16 protein-coding genes are annotated in these 13,816 nt (G+C 70.3%); 8 read left to right on the top strand and 8 right to left on the bottom strand.

Annotated elements, in window-relative coordinates; all coding sequences use genetic code 11:
- Positions 1–356: 356 nt before the first annotated feature.
- From ACSMXX_RS01345 to ACSMXX_RS01310, 8 genes are all read right to left on the bottom strand, one after another.
- On the bottom strand, positions 357–1,874 hold the full coding sequence (locus tag ACSMXX_RS01345; RefSeq protein ID WP_473182173.1) for a VirB4 family type IV secretion system protein: 1,518 nt from the start codon (positions 1,872–1,874) through the stop codon (positions 357–359).
- A gap of 48 nt (positions 1,875–1,922) precedes the next feature.
- Positions 1,923–2,468 (bottom strand): hypothetical protein, encoded by a 546-nt coding sequence (locus tag ACSMXX_RS01340; protein ID WP_473182172.1) that lies wholly within the window; start codon positions 2,466–2,468, stop codon positions 1,923–1,925.
- Positions 2,469–2,575: 107 nt separating this feature from the next.
- Entirely contained in the window at positions 2,576–3,049 is a 474-nt protein-coding gene (locus ACSMXX_RS01335) for a DUF6238 family protein (RefSeq protein WP_473182171.1), read from the bottom strand.
- Positions 3,050–3,136: 87 nt separating this feature from the next.
- A complete protein-coding gene (locus ACSMXX_RS01330) occupies positions 3,137–4,606 on the bottom strand; it encodes an SCO6880 family protein (RefSeq protein ID WP_473182170.1) in 1,470 nt (489 codons plus the stop codon).
- Positions 4,607–4,698: 92 nt separating this feature from the next.
- Positions 4,699–5,994 (bottom strand): SCO6881 family protein, encoded by a 1,296-nt coding sequence (locus ACSMXX_RS01325; protein WP_473182169.1) that lies wholly within the window; start codon positions 5,992–5,994, stop codon positions 4,699–4,701.
- Between the two features lie 35 nt (positions 5,995–6,029).
- Positions 6,030–6,629 (bottom strand): hypothetical protein, encoded by a 600-nt coding sequence (locus tag ACSMXX_RS01320; RefSeq protein ID WP_473182168.1) that lies wholly within the window; start codon positions 6,627–6,629, stop codon positions 6,030–6,032.
- Positions 6,630–6,718: 89 nt separating this feature from the next.
- Positions 6,719–7,027 (bottom strand): DUF6112 family protein, encoded by a 309-nt coding sequence (locus ACSMXX_RS01315; RefSeq protein WP_473182167.1) that lies wholly within the window; start codon positions 7,025–7,027, stop codon positions 6,719–6,721.
- Between the two features lie 95 nt (positions 7,028–7,122).
- Positions 7,123–8,244, bottom strand: a complete 1,122-nt coding sequence (locus tag ACSMXX_RS01310) for a C40 family peptidase (protein ID WP_473182166.1) — start codon at positions 8,242–8,244, stop codon at positions 7,123–7,125.
- Between the two features lie 491 nt (positions 8,245–8,735).
- On the opposite strand from ACSMXX_RS01310, the gene ACSMXX_RS01305 reads away from it, so the two are divergent.
- The 8 genes from ACSMXX_RS01305 (at position 8,736) to ACSMXX_RS01270 (ending at position 13,741) form a co-directional block, all read left to right on the top strand.
- Positions 8,736–9,491 carry a DNA-methyltransferase gene (locus ACSMXX_RS01305; protein WP_473184587.1) on the top strand — a complete coding sequence of 252 codons (756 nt, stop codon included), beginning with the start codon at positions 8,736–8,738 and terminating at the stop codon, positions 9,489–9,491.
- A 264-nt stretch (positions 9,492–9,755) separates the two neighbouring features.
- Entirely contained in the window at positions 9,756–10,304 is a 549-nt protein-coding gene (locus ACSMXX_RS01300) for a DUF4913 domain-containing protein (protein WP_473184586.1), read from the top strand.
- Positions 10,301–10,768: a hypothetical protein gene (locus tag ACSMXX_RS01295; RefSeq protein ID WP_473182165.1), complete on the top strand. Its 468-nt coding sequence runs from the start codon at positions 10,301–10,303 to the stop codon at positions 10,766–10,768. Before ACSMXX_RS01300 ends, ACSMXX_RS01295 begins: the two co-directional genes overlap by 4 nt.
- Positions 10,765–11,376 (top strand): DUF3631 domain-containing protein, encoded by a 612-nt coding sequence (locus tag ACSMXX_RS01290; RefSeq protein WP_473182164.1) that lies wholly within the window; start codon positions 10,765–10,767, stop codon positions 11,374–11,376. Before ACSMXX_RS01295 ends, ACSMXX_RS01290 begins: the two co-directional genes overlap by 4 nt.
- Positions 11,349–11,849 (top strand): GNAT family N-acetyltransferase, encoded by a 501-nt coding sequence (locus ACSMXX_RS01285; protein WP_473184585.1) that lies wholly within the window; start codon positions 11,349–11,351, stop codon positions 11,847–11,849. The genes ACSMXX_RS01290 and ACSMXX_RS01285 overlap by 28 nt, the downstream gene beginning before the upstream one ends.
- A 34-nt stretch (positions 11,850–11,883) precedes the next feature.
- Positions 11,884–12,453 carry a hypothetical protein gene (locus ACSMXX_RS01280; RefSeq protein WP_473182163.1) on the top strand — a complete coding sequence of 190 codons (570 nt, stop codon included), beginning with the start codon at positions 11,884–11,886 and terminating at the stop codon, positions 12,451–12,453.
- Positions 12,454–12,586: 133 nt separating this feature from the next.
- Positions 12,587–13,003 carry a hypothetical protein gene (locus ACSMXX_RS01275; protein WP_473182162.1) on the top strand — a complete coding sequence of 139 codons (417 nt, stop codon included), beginning with the start codon at positions 12,587–12,589 and terminating at the stop codon, positions 13,001–13,003.
- A 30-nt stretch (positions 13,004–13,033) separates the two neighbouring features.
- Positions 13,034–13,741: a hypothetical protein gene (locus tag ACSMXX_RS01270; protein ID WP_473182161.1), complete on the top strand. Its 708-nt coding sequence runs from the start codon at positions 13,034–13,036 to the stop codon at positions 13,739–13,741.
- Positions 13,742–13,816: the final 75 nt, after the last annotated feature.

Here is a 13,816-nt window from a genome sequence, read left to right as displayed (position 1 = left end):
GCGGTCTGGGGTTCACTCGTCTGCGTGAGAGTCATCGGATAATTCCCATGGGGCCTGTCTCGGTCGGCACCATCGTGGTTGCAAGGCATCGCGTCCCCCGCGCGGTGCTGAGGGGGCGCCCGGGGTCGGGTCTGTTCGGCTTGTCGATCCGTGTGGACTCCGGGTCTGGCCAGAGAGCGGTCTCTGGCCGGTTCCTGTGAATCTGCTGGAGTGGCCTCCCGGATTCACAGGTACCGCCCTCCTCTTCCCGTGTGCGGTCTGCGACGTCTTCTGCTTGCGTACGTCGGACGGATGGGCGGGGTGTCATCGCCGGCGCCGGGGTGATGACGGCGCTGCCGCGCGAACTCGCTGGGTTTTCAGTGCATGCGGGCGTCGGTGTCGAACAGGGTTGCTTCGTGGGGGTGGAGGAGGTGTTGGACGATGAAGGAGCGTCCGGCGACTTTCCACAGGCCGCGTCCGCGATTGAGGTGGGAGACGGCCTGGGTCTCGACCGAGGTGAGGCCGAGGAGGCCTGCTGCGGCGGTGAGTTGGTCGGTTTCCTGGCGGTAGATGATGCGGGTGGAGCAGTCGGCGAGGAGTCCTTCGGCCAGGGCCCGTCCGCGTGATCCGGCGTCGCCGGCGGTGAGCAGGTCGCTCAGGCGGTGGATGACCATGAGGTTGGCGATGCCCAGGCCTCGGGAGAGTTTCCACTGGGCCTGCATGCGCTCCATCAGGCCGGCGTGGCGCATCAGGCGCCAGGCCTCGTCGTAGACGACCCAGCGCCGCCCTCCGTCGGGGTCGGCGAGGGCGGATTCCATCCAGGCCGAGGCGCAGGTCATGGCCAGCACGAGCGCGGTGTCGTCGCTGCCACCGCCGAGCCGCGACAGATCGATGGACAGCATCGGGGAGTTCGGGTCGAAGGCGCGGGTGGAGGGGGCGTCGAACATCCCCGCCAGGTCGCCGTGGACCATGCGGCGCAGGGCGTGCGCCAGGTCCCGTGCGGCCTCCCCGAGCCGTCCCGACATCGCACCCCCGGCAGCGTCGAGCGCGTCGGGGTCATTCAGCGTGGCGGCGACGTCGCCGAGCAGAGGCGTGGGGTTCGCCGCGCTCGCCCGGGCGACGACGGTATCCAGGGCGACGTCGAGTGCGGTGTGTTCCATCGGTTTCAGCTCCCGGCCCAGGACGGTGCGGGCGAGTGAACCGAGCAGCAGCAGACGGCGTTTGCGGATCTCACCCGCCCAGTCGGCCTCGGAGACGGAGGCCGGGCGGGGTGCGGCGTCCAGAGGGTTCAGCTTCCCGGGAAGGCCGGGGCCGAGTGCGATGGACGTGCCACCGAGTGCGGTGGCGACGGGTGTCCATTCGCCCTTGGGGTCGCAGGGGACGTAGACGCGGTAGCCGAAGGCGACCGAGCGCAGCGCGAACGACTTCGCCAGCGCACTCTTGCCCTGCCCGATGACCCCGGCCAGCAGGACGTTGGGGTTGGTGAAGCCCTCAATGCGTCCATACAGTGCGAACGGGTCGAAAGTGAAGCTGGCTTCGGCGTGCACGTCCCGGCCGATGTATATGCCCTCCGCGCCGAGGCCGCCTTCGGCGAGGAACGGATAGGCCCCGGCGGCGACCGCGGTGGTCATGCGGTGGGCAGGGAGCTTCAGCTTGTTGCCCCGGGCGGAGGCTGGGCCGGGGCGCCCGGCGGCGGGGTAGAGCGGCTGGGGCACCTCCCGCCCCGCCGCGGTGGAGGAGGCGGGGCGGGAGGTTGCTGACTCGCGGGCCTTCGCGGTGGCTTCGGCGACCTGACGCCGCGTCGCCCTGCGCTCGGCACGGTCGGTGCCGTGCGGCGTGAACAGTGCCGAGGCGCTGGCACGCCTGGCGTTGCGGTCGGCGCGGCGGTGGGTCATCGGAGGGAGGGCTCCACGGGCAGCAGGGTCAGGAACTCTCGTGTGGGGTCACACGCGGGGGGAGGCGGCGTAGAAGTAGGTGCGGTAGCCGCGTCCGTCGTTGTTCCAGTTCAGGCGCAGCTTGCCGTCGGCCCGCGCCTTGCCCTTGATGACCGCGGTGACGTGGCCGGTGGTGTAGGAGCCGTTGTGGTTGCCGTTGCTGTCGGAGCGGTTCAGCTTCGACTTGATGCCGCGGAACGTCTTCGCCTTCACGACGGGGTCGTTGCCGGCCTTGGACTTCTTGGCCTGCAGCCGGAAGTTGGCGCCGTCGAAGACCCGGGTGCCCTTGCTGTAGACGGGGCCGTCCCAGGCCACCTTTGCGATGGTGCGCACGTGGGAGCCGGAGCGCTTGGCGCACAGCTTCACCGTGATGTCCCAGTTGTCGGCCCACGGGCCGGTGTAGCCGGGGTCGTCGATGGTCTTGCTGCTGGTCTTGCAGTGGTAGTCGGCGGCTTTAGCGGCCGAGGCCGGGGAGGCACCGGCCAGACCCGCGCCAGCCAGTGACGCGAGGAGAAGGGTCGTGGTCGCGGCGGTGGAGGGCTTACGTATGGGCATGCGAATTCCTTCTGTTGAGCGGAGAGGGGAGAGCGGGCCCCGGCCAGAGGCCGGCGCGGGGAGAGGGGTCTGGGTCTTCAGCTCGACTGCTGGTGGGCCGCCGGTGGTCAGCCGCTGGCAGAGCCGTTCGGGGGTGAGTTGAGGTCAGTGGGGGTGGTCTTGCGCCGCACCGTGTGGCCGGACGCGAGGTGCCGCTGGCAGATCGTCAGCACCGGCGGCCCGTCCAACAGCCGCTGTGGGTCGCAGTCCTCGGCGCCGGCCGTGGGGCTGCCGTCGGCCAAGGGCAGGGTGTGGAAGGCCTGGTGGACTTCGGCGGTCGCCTGCCACAGGCGGGCGTGCGCGGCGGCCAGATGACGCCCGCCGGCCGGATGAGGGGGCCTGGTGGCTTCGGCGAGCTGGTCCAGAAGCTGGTGCAGGGCGGTGAGGTGGGTGTGCAGAACATCCAGGTGGACGCGGTCCGCAGACCGGTCGGCAATCGGTCTCTTGTGCTCAGGAGAGAGGGCGCGGGTGTGGTGCCGGATGCCGGTGGTGGCGGCGCGCAGATAGGGGTGCGATCCGCCCTCGGCGGGGGGTGAGGTCACGAAGGTCCTTCCTGCGCGCGGTCGCGGGCAGGGGTAGGGGAAGGCGTCCCGGCAGCGCGGGCCCGTGGGGCCTGTGGCGCTGCGCTGTTACAGGGCGGTGCGGGCCAGGGGCAGGGCGGCGAGGGTGAAGGCGTCGGGCTGCTGGAAGTTCAGGCGCCGCAGGTCGACTTGGGCGGTGGTGGCGGCGGTCTCGATCTGTGCGCAGGCCGCGTCCAGGGCAGCGTCGGTTTCGGCGGAGACGGTGAGCAGGCCTGTCAGGGCGACGTCGGCGTGGCCGGCGATGAGCTGCTTCTCACGCTGTTTGACGTCGGCGTATTCGACGCTGTCTTCCTCGGAGTCGACTTGGCCTTTGCGACGTCGTTCGGCGGCGTCGGCGAGGATCGTGGCTTTGCGGCGCTGGACGTCGCGCAGCGCGGATTCCAGGCCCTGGGGCGTGTATATGAGGGAGAGGGAGCGGCGCACGCCGGTGGTGAAGAGCAGCCCGTGCAGGAAGGAGGGGTGGGCTTCGGTGCGGGGCCAGTTCTCCACCCAGTACGTGGCGTGCTTGGCGGTGTCGGTGGCCAGCCGGTCGTACTCCTCGACCTGAACGACGGGTCCGGCCGCGGCCGGGTCGGCTTCGGCCCGGCCGCTGGGCGACCACTGCTGCAGGTGCGCCAGCGCACCAGGGTCGTAGGCAGTGCGGATCACCGCGGCCACCTCCCGGGCGGTCAGCCACCCGGTCACCATCAGCCCTGCGTTGCGGGCGGCTTGGGCGACGGAGGTGGTGGCCTGTTCCATGACGGTGAAGGCACCGGGGAGACCGCCGCCGGCCTGGGAGATCAGCCGCCGCGCAGCCTTCAAGTCCAGGGTGATCGCGATGTATGCCTCGTGCGGGGCGGCGGCCGGACCGGCTGTGCCGACCAGGTCGGCGTAGACCTGTCCGGCGACGGGCGTTTGGGGGTGTCCGTGCTGCTTCCAGTGGCGTGAGAGGGCGTCGCCGGAGTCGGGGACGGTGCGTTCCAGCACCTGCACGCAGGAGATGTGGCCGGAGCGGGCGATGCCGGCCAAGGCCCGTCCCCAGCCGGTCACGTTCGTGTTCTGCGTCGCCGGGTCCAGCAGCGCGAACGCACGGCTGCTGACTTTGGCGATGGCAGTGAGGGTCTGTGCGCGGGGGTCGTGCACAGCTGCGGCCTGGGAACCGGCAGGGGTGACGACCCGCAGTGAGGCAGTGGTGCCGGGCAGGAGCAGCAGCCCGTCCTGCCGGGGGCGGGAGACCGGGCGGGCCAGCCACAACCGCTGCCCACTCCGTCGGCGCTGTGCGTAACGGGCGATGACCGGTGCCCAGTCGATCAGCGAGCGTCCGTGCCGCCGCACCACCACCAGCGCTGCGACCGCGGCCCACAGCGGGATGAGCGCGAACGCACCGGCGAGCCCGGTGGTCACCACGGTCATCAGCAGCAGCGCCAACGCGGTGGAGACAAGGGTGAGTTGGGGCCAGGTCAGGCCGAGGAGGACGCCGCGGCGGGAGCGGTGCGGGAACGTCACCGTCAGCGGCAGGACAGCGGAAGCGTCTGACATCAAGAGAGAGGGCCGTTCGACGAGCACGGGGCTGCGGGCAGGATCCGTGGGACGCACCAGGACGCGGTGCGTCCCACGATGGTGAGGAAGAGTCAGCGGCCGGAGGGCGGCGGAGGCGGCGGGACTGCTGGACCTGCCGAGCCTGAACCGGAATTCGCACCGGAAGCCGGTGGTGCCCCCTGCGGGGTCGTTGCGTTGGCCCAGGTAGATCCACCTGATGCTCCGCCGATCTGGCCGGTGGTGTCGTCGGCGCCGGAGGTCGGCGCGGGCTGGACGCCCTGCTCGGCGGCGTTCTTGAGGCCTTCGCCGGCGGGGGAGATGCTTCCGCCTCCCTCGCCGCTGCTGCCGGGATCCTGGCCGGGCACGGAGGGCGGGCCCTGCGGTGCGGCGCCCCCCGCGGCGCCGGCGGATGCTCCGCCGGTGGCCGCACGCGTGGCGACGGAGGCGGCCTTGCGGGCGGTGCGCTCCGCATGCTGCCGGGCGATGTGGGCTCCGGCGCCGCCGGCACGGTGGAGGTCTTCGCCGGAGGTGCCCTCGGCGGCCCAGTGCACGAACTTGAACGTCGCGTACGGGCAGAGCAGGACGAGGACCATGATGACAATGCCGGCCAGGACATCGGCCAGCGCCCCGATGCCTCCCTGGACGGGCTTGGTGTTGCTCAGGGCGGAGATGCCCAGGAGGAAGACGATCGTCATCAGCAGCTCGGAGACGATGAGGGTCGCGGTCGCCTCGATCCAGCCCTTGCGCCACTTGCGGGCCATCTCCCAGCCTCCGCCGGCTCCGGCGAAGACGGCGAGGGTGACCAGGACGAGGATGCCGACCTTGCGGACCATCATCACGCACCAGTACAGGAAGGTGCCGATCGCCATGCCCCAGCCGCACAGGGTGGGGGCCAGCCATCCCAGCGCTGACATGTTGCCGAGCTGACTGACCTTCATGATGCGGCGGACCGCCTCGGCGATGCTGGTGTCGGCCGCGGCGAACAGTCCGTCGGACAGGGCGTCGACGACTTCGATGGCCACGGTGGTCAGCGCGATGGCGGAGAAGGCGAACAGGACACCTGCGGCGGTGCCGGTGAAGGCCTGAGTGAGGGCCTGTCCGTCGCGGCGTACGGCGGCGCGCACCAGCTGGGCGCAGAAGGTGGCGACCAGGACCACCAGCCCGATGGGCAGGATCAGTTCGTAATTGTCGCGGAACCATCCGGCGTTCAAGTCCACGCGGGTAGTGGTGTCGATGGCCGTGGCGGCCAGGTCGACCGCTGCGGCGGCGAGTTCACCGGCGGACTTGGCCATCCAGTCCCCGATCGCCCCGCCCGGGTCGGTGGCGAAGTCGGCCGCGTCCGAAGCCGCACACAGCCCCGCGGTGAGGGGCAGGGAGCAGAAATCCACGTCTGGTCACCGTCCCTTCGGCGTCGCAGAGGCGGTCATGGGGCGACCTGGGGGGCGATGGAGACCAGCGAGCAGGAGTGGTTGGGGCGGCACTGGATGGCGAGGGTGACGCTGCGGTCCTCGGCGCCGCCTCCGCCTCCGGCGCTCTTCCAGGCGATGTGCTGTTTGCCGGTGACGGTGACGGCGTAGATGTAGGCCTCGGTCAGCGCCGCGGGGTCCTCGGCCACGGCCTTCTCGAACGCGGCCGGATAGTGCGCCTCACTGGCCTTCGCCTTGGCGTGCTGGGCGTTGTCCCGCATCCGCGACCACAGCACCGGATCCGGCACCTGCGAGGCGATCGAGTCCCAGTCCGCATAGCGCGACTCGGAGGTCATCCACTCGCGCATGCCGGCGAGTTGCTGTTGGCGGGTGGTCTCGCGGGTGTCGTAGGTCCACAGCATCCGCGCCGCCGCCTTGCCGTAGGTGAGGGGCGCGCCGGTCTGCGGTGGCTTGGCCACCGAGCCGTCCGGTGCAGATACGGAGGGCGTGGGTGAGGAGCTGGTGGAACTTGGCGGAGTACGCGGCTCGTCGCTCTGGTCGCTGCGCCCGGTCATCCAGGCGGCGAAACCGGCGAGCGCGAGGAGCCCGGTGAGCACGACAGCGCCAGCGGTGATGCGCCGACCCGGCGACCAACTACCGGTATGGCCGGAGACCGGGACAGGGAGTCTGAAAAATCGTTTCTGCATCACTTCACCTGTGAACCGAGGGCGGAGAAGAAGGCGACGACGCCGTTGGCTGCGCCCAGGCCCAGGGCCGCGCCGGCGGAGATGACGGCGCCCTTCTTGCCGTTGGCCTCGGCCTGGTGGCCCCCGGAGTGGTGCCCCCAGGCCCATACGCCCAGGGAGACGGCGAGAGCGCCGACGACGGCGATGATGCCGAAGAGGTTGATCGAGGAGACGACCCTCTGCAGGACGGCGAGACCGGGCAGACCGCCTCCCTTGGGGGAGATGCCGGGGTCGTAGGCGAGGTGGATCAGACGGTCGGACAAAGGCATGGCGTGTCGGGGCTCCTTGCTGACGCAGGCCAGCGACGGCACTGCGGAAAGAGGGGGAGAAGGAGGAGGCGGCGCTGGAGCGTAGGCCGTGGGCGTCAGGAGGTGACGCGGCGGGCGGCGAGGATTCCCCAGTCCTTGATCGGCTCGACGCGCACCGGCTTACCGGTGCGAGGCGCGTTCAGGACGAGTCCGTCACCGAGTGCGATGCCGACGTGTTCGGGGCGTGCGGCGCTGCCGCGCGCGAAGAGCAGATCGCCGGCCTTGACTGCCGAGGGCGGGACGGCCTTGCCCTCGTTGACCTGGGTGTAGGTGGTGCGGGTCAGCTTGATCCCGGCGGCGGCGTAGGCCTGCTGCATCAGGCTCGAGCAGTCGCAGCGTTTCATCCGGTCCGGCCCGTGGGCGTCGGTGCAGCTGCCGCCCCACTGATACGGAGTGCCGAGCTGACGCATCGACCATGTGATCGCGGTGCGGACCTTGGCTGGAGCGTCCTTGGGCACCTTGTAGCCCTTCGGAACGGTGCCCTCTGGGATCGGCCCGTAGCCCGAGCCATCCTCGCCCGGAGCACACCCCGGCCCGGAAGCCAGGCCGCCGGGGGCGGAACCGGCGCCGTCCGCACCGCCGTTGTTCGGGAGGGTCTTGGCGACCGCTGTTTGGAGGGCGCGGGCCAGCTTCTCCCACTGTGCGTACGCATCCGGAAACCCGGATTTCTGCACGGCCTGGGCTGCCTGGGCGACGGTCATCTGCTGCCAGCCGTCGACGGAGAGCAGTGCCTTGTAGAACTTCGTGGAGGCGTAGACCGGGTCGCGCAACTGCTGCGGGCTTCCCCAGCCCTGGCTGGGCCGCTGCTGGAACAGGCCGAGGCTGTCGCGGTCGCCCGAGGGCAGGTTCCGCAGTCGGGATTCCTGCATCGCGGTGGCCAGCGCCACCAGTTGGCCGCGCTCGGGAACCTTCAGCGAGATACCGGTCGCGACGATGGCGTTGGCGTGGGGGATCTGCTCGCCGGGCAGGTCCAGGCCCTCGATGCGGACGTTCTTGCCGGATTTCTTGCCGTCGAGGATCGCGGCGACTTTCCGGGCGACGGCATCGGTATCGATGTCCGTGCCGGTGCCGCAGTCGGCGGTCTGAGCAGCGGCGGTGCTGTGGGCCATGGAGGCGGTGCCGACGAGGAGGAGAGGGGACAGACAGAGAGCGCCGATGACGGCGGCTGCCCCCTTCAACCGGCTGTGGCTCCGGGCGGGTTGGCCTCGTGCGGCGGGCTGTCGGGCGGGCGCGGGCAGGGGTGTGTCACAGCGGGTCCTTCGAAGCAGTGGTTGCCGACCGCATGGGTGCGAGTGGAAAGGGCGGCGGCCGGCGCGGTAGGTGATCGCAGGCTTCGGCGCATCGGTGCGAGTTGCCGCTCGCGCATGGCGCCGGGGATGTGAATGGGGGTGGGGGATGGCCCGTGGCGGAGTTCGCCGGGCGGTTGCAAAACAGTAAGCCCGGATCCCCGGTTGACCAAAAAATCGACGGTCAAGGCTCTATTCCGGGCCTCTTGGCCGGCGACCGTGGCCAACCGGCGATCGCCCCGTACAATTTGTATCCCCCTCGCCTCCGCACCGTCGCCTTCTCTGACGGCGCGTCATTCTGCGGGACCCGGTCGATCGAGCCGCGCGAAACGCGAGCGGGAGTTGTCTCCCTTCTTTCCCCTGACCCGAATTGGGGTGCCTCTTTGCCTTTTTCCCTGCACCACGGCGACGCGCTGGCAGTGCTCGCCTCACTACCGGATGACTGCGTCGACAGCGTCATCACCGACCCGCCCTACAACTCCGGCGGGCGCACCGCGAAGGAGCGCACCAGCCGCACCGCGCGGCAGAAGTACACCTCCGCCGACGCCGGACATGACCTGCCGGACTTCACCGGCGAGAACATGGACCAGCGCTCCTACGGCTTCTGGCTCACCCAGATCATGACCGAAGCCCACCGGCTGACGAAGACCGGCGGAACGGCGCTGATCTTCACCGACTGGCGGCAACTGCCCGTTTCCTCCGATGCGATCCAGGCCGCCGGATGGCTGTGGCGCGGCATCCTGACCTGGCACAAGCCGCAGGCCAGACCACAGAAGGGACGATTCACGCAGAACTGCGAGTTCATCCTGTGGGCGTCCAACGGGCCCATCGACGCCGCCCGCAACCCCGTCTACCTGCCCGGCCTCTACAGCGCCTCGCAGCCCTCGGGGAAGACTCGTCGGCACATCACGCAGAAGCCCGTCTCCGTGATGCGTGAGCTGGTGAAGATCTGCCGGCCGCAGGGCACCGTCCTGGACTTCTGCGCCGGCTCCGGCTCCACCGGAGTCGCTGCGCTGCTGGAAGGCCGCGACTTCATCGGCACCGAGAAGACAAAGCGCTACAGCGCAGTTGCGGCTGACCGGTTGAAGGAGACGCAGCAGCAGTTGCTCACCCAGGAGGACTGCGTTCTGGCAGCCTGACTCGAATTCAGGCGGGGGCGGATAGCGGGCGTCGCCGGGGGGTGTCCGCTTTCCGCAGCGCCTGGTTATAGCGGTGAATCCCCGGTTAGGCAAACCGGGGATTCACCGGATCCTTGTAGCCGCATTTCCCCGACGTGTCGAATGCGGCTGCAAGGAGAGATCTCTGTGCCTGAATCCACCGACCCTCGCGACGAGGGTGAGATGGCCCCCGTGCGGGTGCCCGAAGCGGGGCTGGAAAACCTGGAAGCCACCGTCCGTGGGCTGATGGAACAGTCCGCCCAACAGGCCGGTGTGCTCGACGACTTGGCGGGGCCATCTGCAGCCTCCCGCTCGTCGCGGACCGCGTTCCCCATACCGGGTATGCCGGAGCTTCCGGCGCCGCCGGAGCCGCGGCCGATCCTGGAGCTGGAGGGCGAAGCGTTCGAGAACGAACTCGACGCCCTCACGGACTGGGTCGATGACTTCCTGATGGACACCTACGGGACGGAGGTCTCCACCGCCGCCCCGTGGTGCATGCGCTGGCAGGAGCACGACGACGTCGTCGCCTGGCTCCACGCCCTGTGGATGGCCTACCAGCAGCACAAGGAACCCGACGCGGGTCTGTCGGGCATGGCGGTGTGGCACCGCGACTTCCTCACCCACACCATCGCCGCCATACGAGCGCCGGGCGGACCGCTGTCCGCCTGCATGACCGCCCCTGACCGCCCCTCCCACCGCGTGCTGCCCGGCCCGAAGCGCTCCACGCGCTCCACGCACACCGGCGCGCACGAACCGGAGCCGGGCGAACCGGAGCCGGGCGAGGCGGCGGCGTGAGCGGCCGGCCGCAGTACGGACTGTCCTTCGACCCACGCGCCCTGTCCGACCTGCTGCAGGCCCCGGGAGATGTCCGGGACTTGGCGCTGTCCCACCTGCAGGACGTGGTGGCCGGAGAGGTCCACGGCAGCAAGCTCACCGGCGACCTTTCCGGCTACCGCAAGCTCCTCGTCGACCGCCGCGCCCAATACCGCCTGGTCTACGCGCAGCGCCCGGCCCCGCCGACCTCCACGCATCCCACCGAGATCCACGTACTGGCGGTCCGGCCGCGCGCGGAGCACGACGTCTACGACACGGTCGCCGCCCGGCTGGGGATGAACCGCCGGCCCGTCAGCGCCGCCACCCACGCCGCCCGGGCCCGCTCCCCGCAGCTGGGGGCCCAGCGGCCGGTTCCCAAGCCCGGCCCGCCCGCGAGCCCGCGCATCCCGTCACCCGCATCAGTTGTGAAAGGCCCGGTCCGATGACCACGCTCTTCCCCACCCTGCTGGACGCCCTCACCGGCCCACTCCTGGAACAGGAGGCGGAGAAGGAGAATCCCCGGCACCGGGACATCCTGGAGACCTACCGCGACATCCAGGCCCTCGACCGGCGCCTGCGCGAGATGGGGAACACCCCGCCGCCCTCCGGCATGAGCGCCACCGGCCAGCTCAAGCAGCTCACCGACCTGATCATCGAACGCCTCGCCCTCGGTCACGTCCTGACCCAGCTGCTCTCGATCGACTGCTGCTGCGGTGAGGGGATCGGTCCGGACTTCGACGAGGACCCCGACTTCCTCTCCTGCCCCAGTGACCCGTCACGCGCCGGCAGCATTCTTGATCAGTGCCTGGAGGTCTTCGCCGACCTTGGCGACCCCGATGCGATGTCCTCAGGCGACCTGGTGGACATGCTCCGGCGGCTGCCCGGACTGGCCGGTGGGGGCTGGCCCTTCGCCGAGCTGACCCAGGCCCGGCTCGCGCAGCTGCTCGCCCCCTACGACGTGCAGACCCGCGACATCACGCTGCCTGACGGCCGCCGCCGCAAGTCCTACCGCCGCAGCGCCCTCCTATCCGCCCTGCGCACCTACACCCCCTGAGCCTGCGTACCGATCTTCGGATCCGTTCGGCCGGCCCCGGCGACTGGCCTGCGATCGACGCCTTCCACCGACGGTGCTCGCCGCACAGCCTGCACCGCCGCTGGGGCCGCCGGACCGTTCGGAGAGGCGACATCGAACAGCTGATGTCCCGCTGTGACTGCTGGATCGGCCTTGATGCCGCCACCGGCGAGGTGGTGGCCCTGGCGTCGCTCGGTGCGGTTTCCAGTGAGCCGGGCGTCGTCGACCTCGGACTTCAGGTCGCCGACGGGTTCCACGGGCAGGGCATCGGTACCGCCCTGGCCCGGCATGCAGCCGACCAGGGCCACAGCCGCGGCGCGCACATGCTGACCGCCCTCACCGAACGGGCCAACATCCCCGCCCTCGGCCTGCTCCGCGCTCTGGGCCCCACCCAGGAGACGCGGCGTGCCGGACAGGTCGAAGTACGCCTGCCGCTGCGGCACATCACCAGCTAACCAACGGCTCGACCGTAGGAAGGAATCCTCGCGAATGGCTGTCTCGCCGCCGCATCAGGCACTCATCCCGCTCGATCAGCGCATCGAAGCGGCAACCGGCCACAGCATCGAGATCCTGTGGCAGCACCACGAGCGAGGCCTGCTCGATGAACCGACCAGCCGGGTAGTCGATGCTCACCGCGACCTGGCCAGGGCCGTCACCGGCGTCACCTTCCACCGCGTCCTGCTGGCGCGCCTGGCTTCCGGCGAGTTCGAAGTCGACGCCGCACTCTTCACCCGCATCGACCGCACCCTCGCCCAGCTGCGGGGGGCCGCCACCGCGCGGGATGCCCGCCACACCGACGTCATTAGCGCACTGGAACCGCTCGAACATGCTGCCCGAAGGCAAACCCCCGACGGGACGCCGGATCTGGTGGCGTCGGAGTTCGCGGCGCTGATGGCCATCGCCCAAGGCGCCAAGCTCCACGAGCACTTGCTCACCCAGCGCCTGTCGGTGGTGACCGCTTCCGGTACCCGCGTGCCCTACAGCGAGTTCAGCGCCTGGAGAAGGCCGGCCTCCTCCAGCGCGATGAGAGCCACCCGCTGCATGCCGGTCAGCCGGTGACCGTCACCGACACCGGCCGCTCCGACCTCACCGACTCCCGCCGCCCCGCCCCTGCCGCTTCGCCGCCCGCACCTGGTGCCGGCGCTTGGCCCGCTGGCCGGCGACACCGATGACAAGGAAGGTGACTTCCCCCATGCCCGCACTGCCCACGCCCGATACCCGCCGCTTCCGCCGACGCGTAATGGACCTGGCCCAGCGCATCGAGGACACCTTCGATACTCCGGCCGATGAAGTCTCCCTGCGCCGGGAGGACTGCCCGGTGCCCCGCATGGTCGCCGCTCCCTTCCTCGAACTCCTCGCCTGGACCGAAGAGACCGAAGTCCTCCGCGCGCGGCTCTCCTCTCGCCCGCACCCGCCCGAGCGGGAGGAGGAGTTGACCCGGCAGCTGGAGCGGCAGATCGAGCGCCGCAACTTCCGCTACAACACCACCCGCATCTACCTGGAGGCCTTCACACCGGCTGTCGCCTGCACGCCCGAACCCGAGCCCTGCACCCCGGCTCCGCTGGTGCCGGGCCCCGGACCGGAGTCGGTGACCACGCGACGACGCTGACGATCCCCTCTCCACGACGGCAAGGAAGCGATGCCCGAAGACTCACCCCTGGACCACTTCCGGATCGGCGGCCTCGAACCCGCCGACGACGACCAAGCTCGCCTCTTCCACTGGCAGATCACCCTGAGCGAGCCCGAACTGATCGTCCTGGCCCAGCACCACAACGGCGACGACAGCTATCTGGCCCTGCACGACGGATCCATGACCTGGGACATCCCCGGCTCCCCGCAGTTCGTCGCCGTCCACCTCACCCGCAACGAGAGCACCGGCACCTTCCGGTACGTCTCGGAGCGGATGCCGCTGCTGCCGCTGGCCCAGCAGTGGCTGACCGAACGTGGATGCCCCACCGAACAGATCCGCACCCCGCCGGACCTTCCGGGAGTCAAGGCAGCCGACAACGCCACCCGCGTACTGGAGGCCAAGCTGGCTGCTGAGCCCGGCCGCTACCAGCTCCTGGATCACTACACCGACGACACCATCGACCACGAGACCACGGTCCTCCTCCACGACCGCCACCCCAGCGCGGCCCGGCAGCCCTACCGGGTCCTGCTGGAGCACGTCGATCTGGACGCCTTCACCTACACGTTGCGCGAGGGCGCCTTCGCCACCGAAGACGCCGCCCAGCAATGGCTGGAAGACCGCCCCGGGCCGCTACCCGGCCCACCCCCGGCCACCGCGTCACCTCTGCCGCGCCCGCCCGCCGCTCCGCACCACCGGCCCACCGGCCCAAGGCCCTGAGTCGCAATCGCAGACGTGGACAGACCTTCGGAGTCGAAGGGCGCTTCTCAACCAGCGTGCGGTGCCTGGATATAG

This window comes from Streptomyces sp. DSM 116795, assembly GCF_055792905.1.
The sequence above is the reverse complement of the archived record's forward strand: the minus strand, read 5'-3'. Positions and strand labels throughout refer to the sequence as shown.

What these genes read in the sequence shown, in the direction of transcription:
- ACSMXX_RS01345 (WP_473182173.1), bottom strand. Translation starts at nt 1,874, where the DNA reads ATGACCCACCGCCGCGCCGACCGCAACGCCAGGCGTGCCAGCGCCTCG.
- ACSMXX_RS01340 (WP_473182172.1), bottom strand. Translation starts at nt 2,468, where the DNA reads ATGCCCATACGTAAGCCCTCCACCGCCGCGACCACGACCCTTCTCCTC.
- ACSMXX_RS01330 (WP_473182170.1), bottom strand. Translation starts at nt 4,606, where the DNA reads ATGTCAGACGCTTCCGCTGTCCTGCCGCTGACGGTGACGTTCCCGCAC.
- ACSMXX_RS01315 (WP_473182167.1), bottom strand. Translation starts at nt 7,027, where the DNA reads ATGCCTTTGTCCGACCGTCTGATCCACCTCGCCTACGACCCCGGCATC.
- ACSMXX_RS01300 (WP_473184586.1), top strand. Translation starts at nt 9,756, where the DNA reads ATGGAACAGTCCGCCCAACAGGCCGGTGTGCTCGACGACTTGGCGGGG.
- ACSMXX_RS01290 (WP_473182164.1), top strand. Translation starts at nt 10,765, where the DNA reads ATGACCACGCTCTTCCCCACCCTGCTGGACGCCCTCACCGGCCCACTC.
- ACSMXX_RS01280 (WP_473182163.1), top strand. Translation starts at nt 11,884, where the DNA reads ATGGCTGTCTCGCCGCCGCATCAGGCACTCATCCCGCTCGATCAGCGC.
- ACSMXX_RS01275 (WP_473182162.1), top strand. Translation starts at nt 12,587, where the DNA reads ATGCCCGCACTGCCCACGCCCGATACCCGCCGCTTCCGCCGACGCGTA.
- ACSMXX_RS01270 (WP_473182161.1), top strand. Translation starts at nt 13,034, where the DNA reads ATGCCCGAAGACTCACCCCTGGACCACTTCCGGATCGGCGGCCTCGAA.